This window comes from Bacillus nitratireducens (assembly GCF_036320425.1).
Taxonomy (GTDB): Bacteria; Bacillota; Bacilli; order Bacillales; family Bacillaceae_G; genus Bacillus_A; species Bacillus_A nitratireducens.
This window is the reverse complement of sequence record NZ_JAUMJO010000002.1, coordinates 361,642-377,157: the sequence shown is the minus strand read 5'-3', so window position 1 is coordinate 377,157 and position 15,516 is coordinate 361,642. Positions and strand designations below refer to the sequence as shown.

At 34.1% G+C, this 15,516-nt stretch carries 24 protein-coding genes; 3 read left to right on the top strand and 21 right to left on the bottom strand.

The window, feature by feature from the left end; translation table 11 throughout:
• Positions 1–6 precede the first annotated feature (6 nt).
• The 4 genes from Q3V31_RS08315 to Q3V31_RS08300 form a co-directional block, all read right to left on the bottom strand.
• On the bottom strand, positions 7–1,731 hold the full coding sequence (locus Q3V31_RS08315) for a terminase large subunit (protein ID WP_329764339.1): 1,725 nt from the start codon (positions 1,729–1,731) through the stop codon (positions 7–9).
• Positions 1,728–2,153 carry a P27 family phage terminase small subunit gene (locus tag Q3V31_RS08310; protein ID WP_329764337.1) on the bottom strand — a complete coding sequence of 142 codons (426 nt, stop codon included), beginning with the start codon at positions 2,151–2,153 and terminating at the stop codon, positions 1,728–1,730. The genes Q3V31_RS08315 and Q3V31_RS08310 overlap by 4 nt, the downstream gene beginning before the upstream one ends.
• 83 nt (positions 2,154–2,236) lie before the next feature.
• Complete coding sequence (locus Q3V31_RS08305; protein WP_002192675.1) at positions 2,237–2,632, bottom strand: HNH endonuclease; 396 nt, start codon at positions 2,630–2,632, stop codon at positions 2,237–2,239.
• On the bottom strand, positions 2,629–2,949 hold the full coding sequence (locus Q3V31_RS08300; RefSeq protein ID WP_002192674.1) for a hypothetical protein: 321 nt from the start codon (positions 2,947–2,949) through the stop codon (positions 2,629–2,631). Before Q3V31_RS08300 ends, Q3V31_RS08305 begins: the two co-directional genes overlap by 4 nt.
• A 137-nt stretch (positions 2,950–3,086) precedes the next feature.
• Between Q3V31_RS08300 and Q3V31_RS08295 the strand changes: the two genes are divergently transcribed.
• Positions 3,087–3,515 (top strand): hypothetical protein, encoded by a 429-nt coding sequence (locus tag Q3V31_RS08295; RefSeq protein ID WP_002192673.1) that lies wholly within the window; start codon positions 3,087–3,089, stop codon positions 3,513–3,515.
• A gap of 242 nt (positions 3,516–3,757) precedes the next feature.
• On the opposite strand, the gene Q3V31_RS08290 is transcribed toward Q3V31_RS08295, so the two are convergent.
• The 7 genes from Q3V31_RS08290 to Q3V31_RS08260 form a co-directional block, all read right to left on the bottom strand.
• Complete coding sequence (locus tag Q3V31_RS08290; protein WP_002192671.1) at positions 3,758–3,967, bottom strand: hypothetical protein; 210 nt, start codon at positions 3,965–3,967, stop codon at positions 3,758–3,760.
• Positions 3,968–4,042: 75 nt separating this feature from the next.
• Positions 4,043–4,426 (bottom strand): DUF3942 family protein, encoded by a 384-nt coding sequence (locus Q3V31_RS08285; protein WP_002192670.1) that lies wholly within the window; start codon positions 4,424–4,426, stop codon positions 4,043–4,045.
• Positions 4,427–4,888: 462 nt separating this feature from the next.
• Positions 4,889–5,842, bottom strand: coding sequence for a nucleoside 2-deoxyribosyltransferase (locus Q3V31_RS08280; protein WP_002192669.1), 954 nt, complete (start codon positions 5,840–5,842; stop codon positions 4,889–4,891).
• A 193-nt stretch (positions 5,843–6,035) separates the two neighbouring features.
• Entirely contained in the window at positions 6,036–6,578 is a 543-nt protein-coding gene (locus Q3V31_RS08275; protein WP_001012113.1) for a site-specific integrase, read from the bottom strand.
• Positions 6,578–7,060 carry an ArpU family phage packaging/lysis transcriptional regulator gene (locus Q3V31_RS08270; protein ID WP_085308781.1) on the bottom strand — a complete coding sequence of 161 codons (483 nt, stop codon included), beginning with the start codon at positions 7,058–7,060 and terminating at the stop codon, positions 6,578–6,580. The genes Q3V31_RS08275 and Q3V31_RS08270 overlap by 1 nt, the downstream gene beginning before the upstream one ends.
• 27 nt (positions 7,061–7,087) lie before the next feature.
• Entirely contained in the window at positions 7,088–7,258 is a 171-nt protein-coding gene (locus Q3V31_RS08265; protein ID WP_329764323.1) for a hypothetical protein, read from the bottom strand.
• A 113-nt stretch (positions 7,259–7,371) separates the two neighbouring features.
• On the bottom strand, positions 7,372–7,494 hold the full coding sequence (locus tag Q3V31_RS08260) for a DUF3983 domain-containing protein (RefSeq protein WP_329764321.1): 123 nt from the start codon (positions 7,492–7,494) through the stop codon (positions 7,372–7,374).
• Positions 7,495–7,707: 213 nt separating this feature from the next.
• On the opposite strand from Q3V31_RS08260, the gene Q3V31_RS08255 reads away from it, so the two are divergent.
• Together Q3V31_RS08255 and Q3V31_RS08250 are read left to right on the top strand one after the other, a co-directional pair.
• A complete protein-coding gene (locus Q3V31_RS08255; RefSeq protein ID WP_329764319.1) occupies positions 7,708–8,394 on the top strand; it encodes a CPBP family glutamic-type intramembrane protease in 687 nt (228 codons plus the stop codon).
• Positions 8,395–8,887: 493 nt separating this feature from the next.
• Positions 8,888–9,280: a thiol-disulfide oxidoreductase DCC family protein gene (locus tag Q3V31_RS08250; protein WP_329764317.1), complete on the top strand. Its 393-nt coding sequence runs from the start codon at positions 8,888–8,890 to the stop codon at positions 9,278–9,280.
• Positions 9,281–10,238: 958 nt separating this feature from the next.
• Here Q3V31_RS08250 and Q3V31_RS08245 read toward each other — a convergent pair.
• The 10 genes from Q3V31_RS08245 to Q3V31_RS08200 form a co-directional block, all read right to left on the bottom strand.
• Positions 10,239–10,430 (bottom strand): DUF3954 domain-containing protein, encoded by a 192-nt coding sequence (locus Q3V31_RS08245; protein WP_000512853.1) that lies wholly within the window; start codon positions 10,428–10,430, stop codon positions 10,239–10,241.
• Positions 10,431–10,504: 74 nt separating this feature from the next.
• Positions 10,505–10,867 carry a cell division protein SepF gene (locus tag Q3V31_RS08240; protein ID WP_098987455.1) on the bottom strand — a complete coding sequence of 121 codons (363 nt, stop codon included), beginning with the start codon at positions 10,865–10,867 and terminating at the stop codon, positions 10,505–10,507.
• Positions 10,842–11,030, bottom strand: coding sequence for a hypothetical protein (locus Q3V31_RS08235; protein WP_329764310.1), 189 nt, complete (start codon positions 11,028–11,030; stop codon positions 10,842–10,844). The genes Q3V31_RS08240 and Q3V31_RS08235 overlap by 26 nt, the downstream gene beginning before the upstream one ends.
• 2 nt (positions 11,031–11,032) lie before the next feature.
• Complete coding sequence (gene dnaB, locus Q3V31_RS08230) at positions 11,033–12,355, bottom strand: replicative DNA helicase (protein WP_329764309.1); 1,323 nt, start codon at positions 12,353–12,355, stop codon at positions 11,033–11,035.
• The gene (locus tag Q3V31_RS08225) at positions 12,352–13,320 is read right to left on the bottom strand and encodes a DnaD domain-containing protein (RefSeq protein WP_329764307.1); all 969 of its coding nucleotides are present in this window, start codon (positions 13,318–13,320) and stop codon (positions 12,352–12,354) included. The genes dnaB and Q3V31_RS08225 overlap by 4 nt, the downstream gene beginning before the upstream one ends.
• A 279-nt stretch (positions 13,321–13,599) precedes the next feature.
• Positions 13,600–13,884, bottom strand: a complete 285-nt coding sequence (locus tag Q3V31_RS08220; RefSeq protein ID WP_329764306.1) for a hypothetical protein — start codon at positions 13,882–13,884, stop codon at positions 13,600–13,602.
• Positions 13,885–14,051: 167 nt separating this feature from the next.
• On the bottom strand, positions 14,052–14,273 hold the full coding sequence (locus Q3V31_RS08215; protein ID WP_098388202.1) for an RNA polymerase subunit sigma: 222 nt from the start codon (positions 14,271–14,273) through the stop codon (positions 14,052–14,054).
• Positions 14,274–14,286: 13 nt separating this feature from the next.
• Positions 14,287–14,874, bottom strand: a complete 588-nt coding sequence (locus Q3V31_RS08210) for a hypothetical protein (protein WP_016127486.1) — start codon at positions 14,872–14,874, stop codon at positions 14,287–14,289.
• A 90-nt stretch (positions 14,875–14,964) separates the two neighbouring features.
• Positions 14,965–15,213 (bottom strand): hypothetical protein, encoded by a 249-nt coding sequence (locus Q3V31_RS08205; protein WP_097920369.1) that lies wholly within the window; start codon positions 15,211–15,213, stop codon positions 14,965–14,967.
• A gap of 63 nt (positions 15,214–15,276) precedes the next feature.
• Positions 15,277–15,423, bottom strand: coding sequence for a helix-turn-helix transcriptional regulator (locus Q3V31_RS08200; RefSeq protein ID WP_329764301.1), 147 nt, complete (start codon positions 15,421–15,423; stop codon positions 15,277–15,279).
• Between the last annotated feature and the right edge of the window lie 93 nt (positions 15,424–15,516).

The window sequence follows — 15,516 nt, the reverse complement described above, 5'->3', positions numbered from 1 at the left end:
GCCTTTCTATCTATAAATTTCATTAATCAATTCGTCCATTCCCTCTTCTCCTACATCGTCCATAATCATCATAGTTTCTTTATGAGCAACTAAAAAAGCAACAAATCCATCAATCTTCTTTTTGGACTGTCGCTTACTTGGTGCTTTCATTCCGTTAAGATTTGTAACTACTACAACATTAAGTGCGCAATAAACAAATAAAGGATTGTCGGTAATCAAACGCTTTTCATAAATTAGTATTTCTGAATCATCCAGCATTGCATTCATAACGTTTGGATACTGATTTACTGCGATACATTCTAAACCGAGGTTTTCAAGCTTCTCTATTAACTTTTGTGACATCGCTGGATCATAGTTTATTTGTTGTACATCATATAAATTCATACATTCAACGATATATTCCATCACTTGATCTTGGTCAATCATTTTCCCATCACAAAACGTTGCAAAACCACGTTCAACCATATCAGTATATGGAACATTATCTTCTTTTTCTTTAAAATCAATATTTTCATTGGGAAGGAAATACATCTGTTTGACTTTCAAAATTGAATTCCCTTCTTCATCATGTGAAGGGAAGTTTAAACTTACACATGTTAAATCTGTTGTTTTAGATAAATCCAATCCTAAATAACAAGTTTCACCTGTAAGATCACCCAAATATTCCACAAGAACATGCTGTACTTGATCATGCTCAAAATAATTATCAGCACCATTTACGAATACATTTAAATGTTTAGAAAGAAATTCAGCTTTTGAATGTGCGGATTGCTTTGCCTTTTTGAATTCAATTTCAAGTTGTTCCATTGTAACGGAAACACCAATATTCGGGTTAACCATTTCCCAAACTTTACGATCTTCCCAATCATAATTTTTATTTGGCTCCCAAATTGCAACAAACAAAGAATCATCATCATCATTTTCAAGAACAAGTTTCGCATATTTATAAACACGCATACCTACAGATGAAGCACCTTTACCAGCCGTTGAAATATTAAGCATCATTGGTTGCTCACGAGAAATCTGTGCTGACTTCAAATTGTCGTACATATCCATATTTTCTTGTGCATGAAGTTCATCATTCAACACAAAATAAGGGTTCTTCCCTTCAAGACCCTTAGTATTTTTCGTTAATACTTTGAATTTATTTTGATATGCAATTCCATTGATGTTATATCGATACATAGCACCACTTACAGTACCGTTAACACCTTTATAAATTTGCGTGGGACTTGCTAAAGGTTCTGAGTTTTCTATTGCTTGTGCGATTGGTTCGGCTGCATTTTGCGCCTGTTCATAGTCAGATGCCGCACAATAACAATCTGCTCCAAGTTCAAGTTCTCCATACATAGCATAGAGCAATGCACCTGCTGCAATAATTGTTTTTCCGTTCTTCTTTGGTACTTGGACATAGGATTCACGAATAACACGAACGGTCTTACCTTTTTCATTTTTATGATACCAGCCATACATATTCGCAAAAACAAACATTTCCCAAAGCTCTAACTCCATCAATTGACCTGCAAGTGGACCTTTAACATGACGGATGAACGACTGAACGAAATCCAGCATTTCATTTGCTCGATCTACATCAAACCACATATCTTTACGCTTTTTCCACTTCTTATAACGCTCTACAGCAAGAATGATCGATTTAGGATATTTCTTTTTATTACGTATGACGTTATTTGCGTATTTATCAGCATAGTTAACGCCTGGTGTAATAATCATTTAGATTTCCGCCATTTATTCCGATGAGCTGCCAATTCATCTTTTGGTTCACTAGATTGATTATTCTCTGCACTTTTAGGCGTTTTTTGTACACTTTTTCCTTTATTCTTCATTCCTAGAGCATCCAGCATTTTATTCTTTTTATCATTCCAAGTTTCAACTTGTTGGGCAAGCGGATGTTTCATTTCATTTGTTGCTCCTGCCCTGTTCTTATGCGTTTTTATAGCTGCAAAACCATCTAATTTCCATTCATCAAACATAGATTTATAAATGATAAAAGCATCTAAATAATTATCAATTAATGGTTCTAAAGAAGGTGTGAAAAGTTCCTCTTCAGTCAATAATTTTATGATTCTATTTCGCTCTTCATCCCTTGCGACATCTAACATTTCCAGCTTTTTCTTCTTTGACATTCGAGCCATTTTCACACCCCCCTTCATTTTTAAAAAATGGTGCAACTATTGATGTGCCCCCTATGCTACCTATCCTCCCCAGAGGAGAAATTTTAATTTTTGATAGGGGGGCTTCCGAAATAACTTGGAAAAACTTTTTTTGGTTTATCTTCATTTTCTTCGATTGTATGACAAACTGGACAAAGTAATCTCAAGTTATTCTCTTCTAATTTAAGAGTTGGATCTTCTTTGATTGGTATTACATGATGAACATGAGCACGCCTACCAAAGACGAACCTTCCACATCGTTGACAGCAGCCGTTCTCTCTTTCGTATACCTTTGACCTAACATACTTCCATGCATCAGTACGATAAAATGGTTTGTTCTCATGATGATAGATATTCTTCTTGTCCTTCTTTTTCCTTGGTGGCTTATTGCGTTTATGCTCTTCACAATATCTTCCCTTACTTATCTTGTTACGGCAGCCGTTAAAGTCACAGTACTTCATGATAGTAATTCAATGATGTCTTCTTTCTTTTTAACATCGGCTGGAATCTCAATGTCTAACTCATCAGCATACTCACGTAACTCTTTCACAGTCTTGTTACTCAAGATAAGTTCAGTACCTGATTCACCAATTACTTGTCCCTCATTGTTTGCAGTGTAATATCCACCTGTTGCTAATTCTTTATCAGCAATCATACTCTCAGGATTAACAGTTACTTCGAATCCTGGTTCTTCACCAGTCGGAACAAATAGACTCTTCTTCTTTTCATTATCCCAATACTCTGTACCTGATATTGTTTTTCTGATTTCAGTAATCATTTACATTCACTCTCCTGTTTATTTTAAATAGCCTTTTCATATCTTACAAAATAACCCTATTTTTGAAAATTAATTAAATCCATAAAGATTTTATATACTCATAGTGCAATAATAAAAGATAGAAAGGAGGTGACATCGTGCATGCTATTAACAATTTATTCATGCGTTCAGTTCACTTCTTTTATGAACATTTTATCTTATACTTAATCGCCCTAGCTCTTAATGCAACATTCAGTGTTATGCTCATGGATTTTACTCATGATATCCCTACTAGTAAAGGAGCAATTGGCTACCTATTTACTAATCCTGAATATATTATCACCTCAATCCTACTTTCATCTAGTATTGGATTGGTATGGATAATACTTTCGTTTTTACCACTTGCGATTGCTTATGATAGTACAGATAAACTTGCTAAATTGGTTAGAATTTTTCTGGTGGCTATTGGAGTTGCTTTAACAATTACAGGATTCATGTTTATTTGCCGAGCAATCAGCTTTTTCGGTCTCTTAATTATTGGTGGTCTTATGGTATTCTTTGCCCTAAAAGCGATATCAGAAGATTAATAATCATCTTATTCAAAAATACTCAAAAGTAATTTATTCCTTATAATACCTTTTGGGTATTTCTTTTTATCTACCGCCTATGTAATTTTCACATAATAAAGATTTATAGATTAACAATTTGTTCTAGCTCTTATTAATCTAATTCCTTAACTTCCTTCGCTTTGATGAATTGAATCATAAGCAGTAAACAAATTGTCACTCCTACACAATATCCAATGAAGCAACCTAACCAAAACATTCAATCACTCCTTACTTTCCTTAGCTACCTTCAAGAACTCTTTCAATCCATCCACGACTTCTTTGTTATTCTCTACAAGCTCACCTTTAACGTAGATATCTCCATTACTTTTCAAGGATACAATCTCTTGCTCACCAACTTTTAAAATGATACTGTCATGCGTTGTATCTCTTGCCAACTTATTCAATTCTCCATCATGCAACGTTAGATTCATCTCTACACCACCTATGTAATTTGTGCATAATAAAAAGCACTCCATAGGGAATGCTTTAATACATAACTATTAAACTTATAATCCTAACTTTTCACCAAAAATTTCTTTTAAATATTCTTCTAAAATATTCGTGTCAAATTTTCTTTCCGACTTTGTACTATACGGTTCTCCATCTCTAACAATAATTTGTTCTATCATTCCAGAATTTCTTTTAATGTCTAAAGTATTACTTTCTATATTTACACTGATTTCAAAGCACGTATCATCTATAGTGATTGATACCGTTTCCCCAGACATAATAATAAATTGATATTTTGGATTCTTCACAGTTCCAATTTCTTGTTTAATCTCATAGAAAAAATCAAAAAGCTCTTTATGTGCATCTATAATAATTTTTTCATCCAAATCTTCTCCTAGATATACCTTTGCTCGTTTTGCAAATTCAGTTTTAAAACTCATGCTCTCAACAACCCTTCTACAATTAATATTGGAATTATAAACCAATATAATTGTAGCATAAGTAGAATGTGGCTTCCTATTAAAACTATTAATAAAAGAGCAACCATGCATCAGTTGCCCTTTCGTCAAAATCTTATGTTATTACTATAATTACGGTAAATGAATTTTTACACCTCTTTCAATCGCCGATAATACACCACTCTCCTGTAGTTGCTTACCTTTATCTCAGAGTCAGCGATTGAAAGAAGAGCAAAAACTCTTCCTAATAACGGTATCATTCAATCAGTACCATCTGCTGGTTTCGGATTTTATCTGCCATCATTATAGATCGTTTAGACAAAATATAAAGGAATCTTTGTGAGTTGTGTTTTCCGCCACTTCTCACAATACAAATATATCACGTTAACTCCAAAACAACCGGCACATTTACTGCCAAAAAGCGGTCACGACTCTGCCATGTTTTTAATTAATTGTTGCTTTAATTCTGTTTAATAATTTTTGGTATAATTCGTTTTCTGTTGACCACTTAATATGACTAAATTGTCTAGTATCAAAATGAATATCTTTAAAATCGTCATCTTTACATGTCCATATAACAGTCTTACCTAGTCCCATCGCATAACCAGCTTCGAAATAAACTCCACCTCTGTGTCCGGTAAAATCTGCAATTACAAATTTACTTTGTCTTATTTTGACTATAATTTCATCAGTTATGTCATTATTATGTTCCGCTTCTTCAATTCTGATAGGCTGGTATCCTGCCTCTTTTATAGCTTTTGTGATTGCATTCTTATATGGACTATCCATTTTTGGACTAAACGACATCGCGACAAATGCCTGCTTAGTATCCGCTTCTCTTCCTTTTTCTAATTCTGCAATACGATTCCACCCTTTCGCTGTAACTGTAATATGTGCAGGGAAATCTGCTGCCGATAGCTTAGATATCTCAATCAGTTCGTCCTGAAATAGTTGGTTCGCTATATATTTCATTTCCAACAAGTGAACACTCTGTACAAAAAATAGAGATTTATCTGATTCACGAATATATACTGGGTCACCTGGAAATTTGGACAATTTAGCTAAGTTTATTAATGACTCATCCAACCTATCAGAAGCACTATCTGGATATTCACTTAATAGATCCTCTAAAAGATAAATAGGATACGGAAATTCTGAAAGATTTTTATCTGGTCGATTAAGAAAAATCATTATTTTCCCCATCCCTCTAATGGCTCTCTTTCTTAAAATTGCAGAAAGTTTTCTCTTCTGCTCTACATTTAATTCAAATCTCGCTTCTTCAGCCATGGAAAATGTACCACAATTCTCACATTTATATTGCTCTACACGTCCTCCTCCCACTCCCACTAATCGTTGTTCCTCAATAGAGTTTTGACAAACCGGACATCTTTCACTCATCACAATCACTACTTTCTTTTTTATAGCATAATCTTAACATATAAATAATTGACTTACCCATATCTTATATTGTGTGTAACTGACCCTATTGCTGAATCCCTTGCTGTCATTGATTTCATTTAACTTTCCCTTTTGAGTTACACAGTACGAAATTTATGAGTAACTGTATAGATTTAAAAGAAAAAAGCAATGCTTAGATTTTAAATCTAGTCATTGCTTTATCCATAGCATCTTGGTTTACACCTATATAACGTAACGTGACCTTCTCTGACGAGTGATTGAATATCTCCATTAGTAATGCTATGTTTTTCGTTTGCATGTACATGTGATAACCGTACGTCTTTCTTAATGTATGTGTGCCTATTTCATCTAATCCAAACTCTGCTGCCGCTCCGCTTAATATCTTATATGCCATGCTACGACCAATAGGACGATTCTTACCCTGCCTACTTTGTAATAGATACTCATTGTCTTCTCTTTCTTCAATAAACCATTTAAGTTCTCTTTTTAGTGCTGCGGTAATTTGTATTCGTTTCTGTTTCCCTGTTTTCTTTTCCCTCATAGATATATGACTACCTTTAACATCCCCTACTTTTAATTTCAAAATATCGGATATTCTGAGACCTGTATTAATGCCCATAATGAAGAGAATGTAATTACGTAAGCTCTTTTCCTTAAAATACTCTTTTAGCTGCTGTATTTCTTCTGGATCACGTATTGGCTGAACAAAATTCATTATTCATTACCTCCAGTCTCTTCTGTCTCGTAAACTTCTAATCCAAGTGCAAAAGCGAGCTTATAAAATGCTTTAGACTTCCAACGTCGATAAGTACGCTCTGACATTCCGATTTCGTTATAAACCATGTAATCACATACATCCTCTTCTTCTAAATAACGTTTATAAATAATATCCCTTTGGATAATTCCTGCACGTCCGTTTCCTAATCGATTTAGAAATTGATCAATACGTAATGACATCCTTTCAAGCCATTCTTCTCGTTTACTTTGTTGAATATTTGCTATGGCAACATCTTCTAATGGCTTACCAACTGCATGTGTAGGACCGTGTTCACGCATTTCATAAGAAGGAGTGACTTTCATTTCTTTACGCATCATCCCAAATTGCCTATGTATACGTACACTTTCCAACACACCTTCTAATTCCTCTTGTGTTGCCGTTCTATCAATTTTTGGTAAGAAAGATAATTGTTTAGTCATGTAAGACCACTCCTTTTTATTTTTTGATTACTTTTGTCTTAAAGCTCCACGTCTACGTTCATAACGTGGTCCGCGAATCCCCATTAAATCTTCAATTTCACGAGTGCTTAATTTCTCTTTTTGTTTTTTCTTGTTTTTCTTTTTCGCTTGTTTTGATTGCTTATTCCACTCACGCAATTGATCCCTTAGCACCTTCATTTCCCTATCTCCCTTTTCAAAATAAAAAGGACACCTATTCCTAAAACAGCTGTATTGCTGCTCTAAAAATTGGTGTCCTCTAGTTTTCTAGCCGGACTATATTCAGTTTCTTTTCATTTTAAAATACCAGCTTGTACAAAAATGTTTCTCCAAGCATTTTTAACTCTATATTGTTCAAAGAATTTCGCACGTCGAGCAATAGCTTTTCTAGTTTTCCTTTTCTTTAATTTAGACATTTCTCTTAACCTCACTTTCTTCTAAAAGGATTATTTTGTTCAGTTTTATTTACGCGAATAAATTCATAAGATTTACATATTTCAAAAACTTTCCATGTAATTACATATATTTTTCTTTTAAATTTGTTACCTCCGTCATACAATAAAAATGAAATTTCATATTTTTGGAATTTCATTAAACGAATTTTATTAACAGAGCAGGAGGAAAACTCAATGAACAGTCTTTACGACAGAAGACCTAGTAGCACTTTAACTGTAATTATCGGTATCTTTTTAATTCTTATTGCTTACGTAGGTTTGGCTTATACTAGTCTACCATTCAGTTTTACATTTATAGCTCTTGCTGGCGTCATTGCCCTATATTTAAACTATGGTACATACGGAATTAAGTCGGCGTTTAGTCCCCTCCAAAAAGGAGCAATTAAATTTATTTTAATTGGTTACATATGGAATGCAGTCCAAAGCTCACTTGTTGCAGTAGTAATCACATATGGTTTTGACTTTCCGGTTGCTGCTAACGGAGCGACTAATATTTTTGTAGACAACACACCTGCTCAATTCATCTATAACGCTATAGATATTATATTTAGTTTAATCGGTGAAGAATGTTTCGTTTTAATTCCATCTATACTAGCAATTTACTTTTTGAAAAAACATGGAGTAAATGAGAAACGATCAATGATTATTGTTACAATTATTGGAGCATTCTTTTTTGGTTTGGCACATTATTCTACATATAACGGTAACCTCGTTCAAATTTTCTTTGTTATTGGTTTAGCTAGATTGCCACTTAACTGGGTTGCATTTAAAGCTAATTCATTATGGGCCAGTTCTATCACACATATCTTATTTGATTTCACACCATTCATAGCAGCATTATTATTTTCTGTCCTACGCTAAAATGATGATTAAGGAGCACTTTATTAAGTGCTCCTTTCGTATTTCAAATACATACAAAATGAAATTTTTGTTATAAATAATGAACTTTCAAAGCTACTGAATTGTAAATGTAAATACACTACTATATTTCTATAAAGGGGCGTTTTTATATGAATCCATATCAAAGAATACCTTTAATAATTATTATTTTAATACCACTCTTTTTCTTAACTGTCACTCTAGTAACTGGTCGATGGAGTTTCTTTTTTTTGAGCCTACTGCCTAGTTTCATAAGTGGGATAACAGCTTTCATCGCTTTTCAAAGATCAAACCAGTAGACAAAACACTTTGCAAAGAGTGCCTTTACAAGGCGCTCTTTTTTTAACATATACTTACCAAATAGCGTTTTTATTAAAAACTCTTCGTAATTCAATAATTCACAATGAGTGTATTTATATTCTCTTTTCAGTTAAAATAAAAAGCATTCAAATAAACGTTTTAGAAAGGATTATAAATGACACGAATTATACTTTTTGATGGAGACTGCAACTTATGTAATCAAAGTGTTCAATTTATTATTAAAAGAGATCCTAAAGGATATTTTAAATTTGCATCACGCCAAAGTAACATAGGTATTCAGTTATTAAATCAATACAACATTAGTGAAACAATAGATAGCGTGGTATTAATTGATAATAATAAGGCTTATACAGAATCAGATGCCATACTGAATATTTGTAGGCACTTAAAAGGAAGTTGCAAATTATTTTTCATCCTTTTTATAATCCCAAAACCTATTCGGAACCTTTATTACAAAAGAATCGCAGAAAATAGATACAAATGGTTTGGCAAACAAAAACAATGTCTTATCCCTAATCCGGATATCAAAAAAAGATTTTTAGAGTAGTTAAAAATATAAATATTCCCATGAATCTCTCTTTGAGAGATTCTATTTTTTTTCAGCAAAATAACGATTTTGTTAAAAATTTTTCACCTTTTAACTGGACAAGCATATGTTATTGTATGGAGACTCTCCACTCATAGAAAACTACCTTTCTTGTCGAAGAGCATATTATATGTGTGCTCTTTTTCGCTTGTTATGAAATAAAGATTTCGTTCATTTTTTGATACATTTATGAAACATTCATGTGTTATCTTCAGTAAGTCCTTTTAAAAACAGAAAGATTTATTATGTAAAAGACCCTAGTCCCCTCTAGGGTTTTTTACGTTCAAATAAGGATTTTGTTTAATTTCCATTAACCGTTTTATCCACTTTACATATAGTAATATCATCCAAGTGAATACACAGGTCGCTCTGGACCAGCCTCCTTGTGTTCCTTGTGTTCCTTGTGTTCCTGTTATAAAGAATCCGTTTATAAACAGCGGGTTCTTTTATTGTTTCTACATAAAATAACTATTTTGTTTTAATTTCTAAAAACATATTTATGAAAATTACTCATATACTTTTACAGGTGTTGTCATTAGCGTCACGGAGTGCTTTGGTCACGCACTCCTATTTTTTTATACAAAATAACGCTTTTGTTATAATTTATGAACATATTTTAGACCTAAAAATCCTTCCGAATATTTTTAGGATAAATTTACCGGGTGAATTAGCAGAAATTTCGTGTTATTCTGAACGTGTTGAATAACCCAATACATTCAACAATGCTCCTAATTGCATACTTAGTATGCAATTACCTATACAGATACCTTAGCTAATACGTCCCCCTAATCGTCGTTTTTGCTAAGGTATCTTTTTATACGCCCTGTGTGCAGGGCTTTTTTATTTCAGTGATGATGCTCTTTTCCCCATCTAATTATCTATGCTTTCAGTCCACTTTCTTAATAAAATTCAAATTTAATTAAAGTAACTGTGTTTTTCGTTCTTCCATACGAATTACTTTTCCACTTTGATATACAAATGATTGTTCACCAAATCCACCTTGAGGTGGTTCTATTAATTGGACTTGACCATTTTTAACAACATATATTCCGTTTATTTTCAAATCTATTTCAGCTGTCATTTCTACAAGATTTTCTTTTCTAATTCCCACCAAGATCACTCCCATATGTTATAATTACTTTGTCGAATAATTATGTCGGGAGCAATCTCGGCTTTTTTATTTGTCTACAAATATCGCACAACATTTTCTGGAACAAATGATTGTTCAAGTGATAAATGGAGTCGTATTGGAATCGGCTCTTTGCTATCCCTTGCTCGCTTACATATCTCTTCAGCTTCTTCCCAATCAAATTGTTTATCCTCCACTCGCTTATAACGCCAAATCCCAATTGTATAATCCTCAAATAATTCGTAACGCTTATCAGGTGCTGTCGTTGGTTTTAATTCATCAATCGCTTTGGCTTGACGTGGTATTTGTACAACCACATCTGCATACCGTAATTTTGAATTCAAACGTTGAATATGAGCTTTCTTAGGATCAAATGATACAACTGGTTCCACGTCAAAAATTGTTAATTGCTTTGGCACTGTTTTTCCCCTCCAATACCTGCAAACTTGCTATTAAAATCCCTTCAAGCTGCGTTAACTTTAGCTGCTCTAATGTTTGTCCATTAATTTCTGATAATCCTATTCCCAATAATTTACGAATAATCGCTAGTTTTCTACGTTCTACTTCCTGCCGTAACAACATGATTAAGCCTCCTGTTGATGATTGAACTTACGCTCTAAATTTACAAACTTACTAAATTCTTTAATGAATGCGAGTTCAACAACACCAACTGGACCATTTCTCTGCTTCGCTAAAATGATTTCTGTAATGTTTTTATTTTCTGTTTCACGGTCATAGTAATCTTCGCGATACAAGAATGCGATTAAATCCGCATCTTGCTCAATTTGACCATTCTCACGTAAGTCTGAGAGTAACGGTCTTTTATCTTGTCTGCTTTCAACAGCACGACTTAACTGCGATAATGCAACTACACATACATTTAGTTCTCGTGCCATAAGTTTCAACTTGCGACTAATCTCCCCAATCTCCTGCATGCGGTTTCCTCTATGCTTCGGATCACCTACAATAAGCTGCAAGTAATCAATTGCGACTAGCACCTTTTTGTCTGGGTATTTGCGCTTTAGTTTCCTAGTCTTTGCGTAAATCTCTTGCATCGCTACATTTGCTTTATCGTATATTTCTAACGGCAAATCGTTTATTAACCCCATTGCTTGGCTAATCTTTTCCCAATCCTTTAAATTACATAGTTTTTTAGGGTTCTTTAATTTCGTAGCATCTATATTTCCAGTACTTGAGATCATCCGCTTAAGTAGCTGTTCTTCTCCCATCTCTAACGAAAAGACGCCTACTGCTGTATTAGAACTCGCTGCATGATAAGCAACGTTTAATACGAAAGCTGTTTTCCCCATCGAAGGACGTGCACCAACAATGATTAGGTCCCCTTCTTGTAGTCCAGCTGTCATTCTGTTCAAATCATCGTAGCCAGTATTTATTCCCGTTAAATCTCCAACATCAACTTGCATTTTTTTATATAAATCAACGAGCGTTTCCTTTAGGTTAAAATCATCTGAATAACCTGTTTCTTCAATTGCGCTTAATTCATCAATCGATGTACTAATAGCGCTCATATCTCTTTCTTGCTGAAGACGATTATATAAATTACCAGCAACCTCTTGAGCATGTCTCATTTTCCAAGCTTCGATAATTAAACCTTCGTGATACGAAAAGTTTTTCGTCGTTGGAACAACTTCGGTTAAGTTTACAAAGAACGCAATACCACCAATTTGATTCATAAAACTGTCTTCAAATTTCCCCATGAGAGCAACAAGATCTATTGGGACTTCTGCATCCTCAAGTTCTCTCATCGCTTTAAAAATCGCTTGATGTGTTGGATTAGAAAACTGCTTTGGCTTCAGTTGGCAATCTTTAATTAAATCGCCTTCTTGAATAATGCTACCTAAAACACTTTGTTCAGCTTCTGCGTTACGAATCATATCGTTACTCATTGAACCATCCACCCATTCTGTTGATTAAGTACTGCAAGCTCTTCATCCGTTGGAATGTTTTGTTCCCATGATTGTTGCTGCTGTATTACATTTTTAGTAGATTCTGATAAGCCTTTTTGTTGATAAGGGGCTTGCGTCTGTTTCTGCACTTTTGTTAATCGCTGAGCACGAAATGCTTTATCAGCTGCCTCAACATCAGTTACTGTTTTAAAGCCTTTAAGATGCCAATCTCTTAAAATCGTATTAACGTAATTCATATTTCTTGTATTTTTCTCTAAAGCGATTTCCATAGCTTTTACAACAAGTTCTGCATTTAAATCATCTACCCATGCATGAATACCATCTGCGATAAAAGGTGTAATCAATCCGAAGTTTTGTTCGTAAAAAGAAATCGGATTAACCTCAACAACTCCTTCCGCGCTTGCGCGTTTTTCTTGTTGTTGTTCTTGTTGTTGTTCTTTTTCTTTTTCTTCTTCTTTTTCTTTTTCTTCTTCCTTGCTAGGGTCTTGGAAGCCCCTTATAAGTCCCTCCAAACGGACTGATAAATACTCCTTAATACGAGGGATTTTAAAATCTTGCCCTCGTTCTAATTGCAAACAAGTTTCATAGAAATCAACTAAAAAATCCTGGTCCTTCACAGATTGAATCTCTTTTAAGACGCACTTTTCAATGTTTACATTTTTAATCGGATTGAATTTCAACCAGTTGATTAAAAACAACTCTTTTGTTTTTTGGTTGTAATTAATTTTTCCATAGTCAGCAAAACGTTCTAATAGCTTCATAACAGTTTCACGATTGTATCCTGTATCAGTTTCAATAATACGAAGTGGAAGCTCATAGATTCCTGATTGAGACGTCTTACTGTTTGTCATCAAATATAAGTAGAAATACTTTTCCTCCGGTGTAAGATCTAAAACAAATGAATCCTGCCAAAATGAAACATGTACTGGTCTATAAACTGCCATATTATTCATCCTCCCGTTTACATATCGCGAATCCGTCCTCTACTCGTAATAAGCGATAATTCTTGTATCCTATTTTGAGATATTGTTTTACTAAGTAAGTTAGGTGTTGCTCTGATATTGCTTGTTGAAATACTTTAGGGTTCAGCAACACTCTATGTGATGATTTATTTAAAAGCATGCAACACACCCCGTTGTTATACGAATACTAATTTGATATAATTACTCCTAAGATCTTTTGCAAAACCATTTATCTATCACTCTGCTAAGTGATAGATTTTTTTATTTTCTGCGTCTTACTAATGAGGCGTTAACTCCTCTTGCTCTTAAATCTTTAATCACTACACGATAACTCATCGATGCCTCATGTTCTTCTTTTGTATCACGAAGCATTTTAAATTCTTTCATACATCGCTCCAGTTCTTCTTCCCAGCGATTTGATTCTTCGATTGATTCTGCATGAAACATGTTATGAACGCATGCAACCATACAATTATGAAGTTTATCCGCAAATGAAAAATCTCCTGGAAGAACTAGATCATGAAGACAATCGTATTTATCGTTCATGAATTACATCCCCTTTCTAATTGAATTGATGCTGTACGCATCGTTACAACCAGAAAGGAACATTGTAGGGGTATCCTTTCTGGTCATAACGACAAGCACAGTGGCTTGTCCAAATGATTTATATAATGTTATAATTGCTTTACGATGTTTTTCAGAGCTACTGTTGTCTAGGCGGTAGCTTTTTCTTTTGCCCATTTATGTTTCAAAATGAATGATGCTTCAATAATTTTGATTCGAATCCCCACTAACTTCTTCTCTTGCTTTAACTCAACTGTTTTTGAATCCTCACCAAGCATTTGTGCTATTTTAATTTCACCAGTTAGTTTTGCATCATAACGAATTAATTCCTTATATTCTCTTAAACTTGGTTTCTTATAATCTACTGTCATTTTTCTTCCTCCTTTACAGCATTTTTGTTAAAGCCATTAAGCTATCCACCGATTGAATAATAACGTTCTCTGACATAGCCTTTTGCAACCAACTTCTTTGTATTTGTTCCATAATGCCAAAATGAACTTGTTCAAGAGCTTGTACTACACACTGAGTAGCTTGGATTGTATCGAAGATTTCTTTTGCATGAACTGCGTATTCATGTTTCTTCTTTTCATCAAGCTTCCATGATCTTGTTGCAACTTGTAAGTTCATGATTTCCTTCGCTGCCGCAATCCCCTCTTCAGCCTGTTTAATGTAGTTCATCAATTGTAGATTTACATCTTGAGTTAAACGTGGATCTGTAGGTGGTAATCCAACACCATAAATATGTTTAATCGCTTGTTGATTCAACTTTGCTCCTGTTGCATGGCACCAATCCATCGCAAGCTCAAATTCTGGTTTAGAAAGTCCAGATTCAATACGGGTTAATCTTTCATGTGTAATACCAAGGTACTTAGATAACCCTTTCTTCGTTTTCAGCTGAACATTATCACAACATTCTCTAGCATTCTGTAATAATTCCCCTATTGCTGAATTGCAGTATATGCTTGTTCCCATATCTGTTCGCCTCCATATTTAGTTTTCAAATGGTTACAATGAATTTAGTACATATGTAACTTGTCTATTATTCATGTAAAAAGAGAGGAACTATTCCTCAATGTTTTCTTTCACTTGTATTTCTTTGATGATGGCCCAACCAGCCTTGTAATATGCTTGACGGATTTTATCAATATCCTTTTGTGATTTTGGCTCAGGAGCCACAACATGGACTTTCGTTTTTCCAAATTCATAAGTCGCCGCATATTCTTCTTGTTGGCTCATGGTGTCACCTCTTGAAGTGCTTTTTATATGTTTATGCGACGGTTCTGTTGGTACTGCCATGTTAGTTGATGGCATTTTCTCACCCCTTTGTACACTATGGTTTACATTTTAGTTAAAAAAGATCCTCTACCCGCTTATTTAAGCGATTCTAATGGCGGCCCCGACACTAGGTTGTACTTTCAAATTTTCAATATTAGATAAATATGGCCTTGATACCTTCGCCTTTTTAGAAAGTGAGTCTTGTGACATATTCAATTGTTTACGAATTTTTGCTACATGGTTCATTCAATCACCACCTATGTATTCATTTGATTACAAAATAAATTGTACTCCATTGAATACACCGCGTCAACCATGAAGTACATTATTTTTTTAGCT

Excerpts from the sequence above, each read along its gene's own strand:
- dnaB (WP_329764309.1), bottom strand. The coding sequence starts at position 12,355 with ATGAGTAACGATATGATTCGTAACGCAGAAGCTGAACAAAGTGTTTTA.
- Q3V31_RS08210 (WP_016127486.1), bottom strand. The coding sequence starts at position 14,874 with ATGGGAACAAGCATATACTGCAATTCAGCAATAGGGGAATTATTACAG.
- Q3V31_RS08250 (WP_329764317.1), top strand. The coding sequence starts at position 8,888 with ATGACACGAATTATACTTTTTGATGGAGACTGCAACTTATGTAATCAA.
- Q3V31_RS08300 (WP_002192674.1), bottom strand. The coding sequence starts at position 2,949 with ATGATTACTGAAATCAGAAAAACAATATCAGGTACAGAGTATTGGGAT.
- Q3V31_RS08275 (WP_001012113.1), bottom strand. The coding sequence starts at position 6,578 with ATGAATTTTGTTCAGCCAATACGTGATCCAGAAGAAATACAGCAGCTA.
- Q3V31_RS08215 (WP_098388202.1), bottom strand. The coding sequence starts at position 14,273 with ATGACAGTAGATTATAAGAAACCAAGTTTAAGAGAATATAAGGAATTA.
- Q3V31_RS08205 (WP_097920369.1), bottom strand. The coding sequence starts at position 15,213 with ATGCCATCAACTAACATGGCAGTACCAACAGAACCGTCGCATAAACAT.
- Q3V31_RS08235 (WP_329764310.1), bottom strand. The coding sequence starts at position 11,030 with ATGTTGTTACGGCAGGAAGTAGAACGTAGAAAACTAGCGATTATTCGT.
- Q3V31_RS08290 (WP_002192671.1), bottom strand. The coding sequence starts at position 3,967 with ATGAATCTAACGTTGCATGATGGAGAATTGAATAAGTTGGCAAGAGAT.
- Q3V31_RS08225 (WP_329764307.1), bottom strand. The coding sequence starts at position 13,320 with ATGGCAGTTTATAGACCAGTACATGTTTCATTTTGGCAGGATTCATTT.
- Q3V31_RS08315 (WP_329764339.1), bottom strand. The coding sequence starts at position 1,731 with ATGATTATTACACCAGGCGTTAACTATGCTGATAAATACGCAAATAAC.
- Q3V31_RS08255 (WP_329764319.1), top strand. The coding sequence starts at position 7,708 with ATGAACAGTCTTTACGACAGAAGACCTAGTAGCACTTTAACTGTAATT.
- Q3V31_RS08310 (WP_329764337.1), bottom strand. The coding sequence starts at position 2,153 with ATGGCTCGAATGTCAAAGAAGAAAAAGCTGGAAATGTTAGATGTCGCA.
- Q3V31_RS08280 (WP_002192669.1), bottom strand. The coding sequence starts at position 5,842 with ATGAGTGAAAGATGTCCGGTTTGTCAAAACTCTATTGAGGAACAACGA.
- Q3V31_RS08270 (WP_085308781.1), bottom strand. The coding sequence starts at position 7,060 with ATGACTAAACAATTATCTTTCTTACCAAAAATTGATAGAACGGCAACA.
- Q3V31_RS08220 (WP_329764306.1), bottom strand. The coding sequence starts at position 13,884 with ATGAACGATAAATACGATTGTCTTCATGATCTAGTTCTTCCAGGAGAT.
- Q3V31_RS08305 (WP_002192675.1), bottom strand. The coding sequence starts at position 2,632 with ATGAAGTACTGTGACTTTAACGGCTGCCGTAACAAGATAAGTAAGGGA.
- Q3V31_RS08265 (WP_329764323.1), bottom strand. The coding sequence starts at position 7,258 with ATGAAGGTGCTAAGGGATCAATTGCGTGAGTGGAATAAGCAATCAAAA.
- Q3V31_RS08200 (WP_329764301.1), bottom strand. The coding sequence starts at position 15,423 with ATGAACCATGTAGCAAAAATTCGTAAACAATTGAATATGTCACAAGAC.
- Q3V31_RS08260 (WP_329764321.1), bottom strand. The coding sequence starts at position 7,494 with ATGTCTAAATTAAAGAAAAGGAAAACTAGAAAAGCTATTGCTCGACGT.
- Q3V31_RS08285 (WP_002192670.1), bottom strand. The coding sequence starts at position 4,426 with ATGAGTTTTAAAACTGAATTTGCAAAACGAGCAAAGGTATATCTAGGA.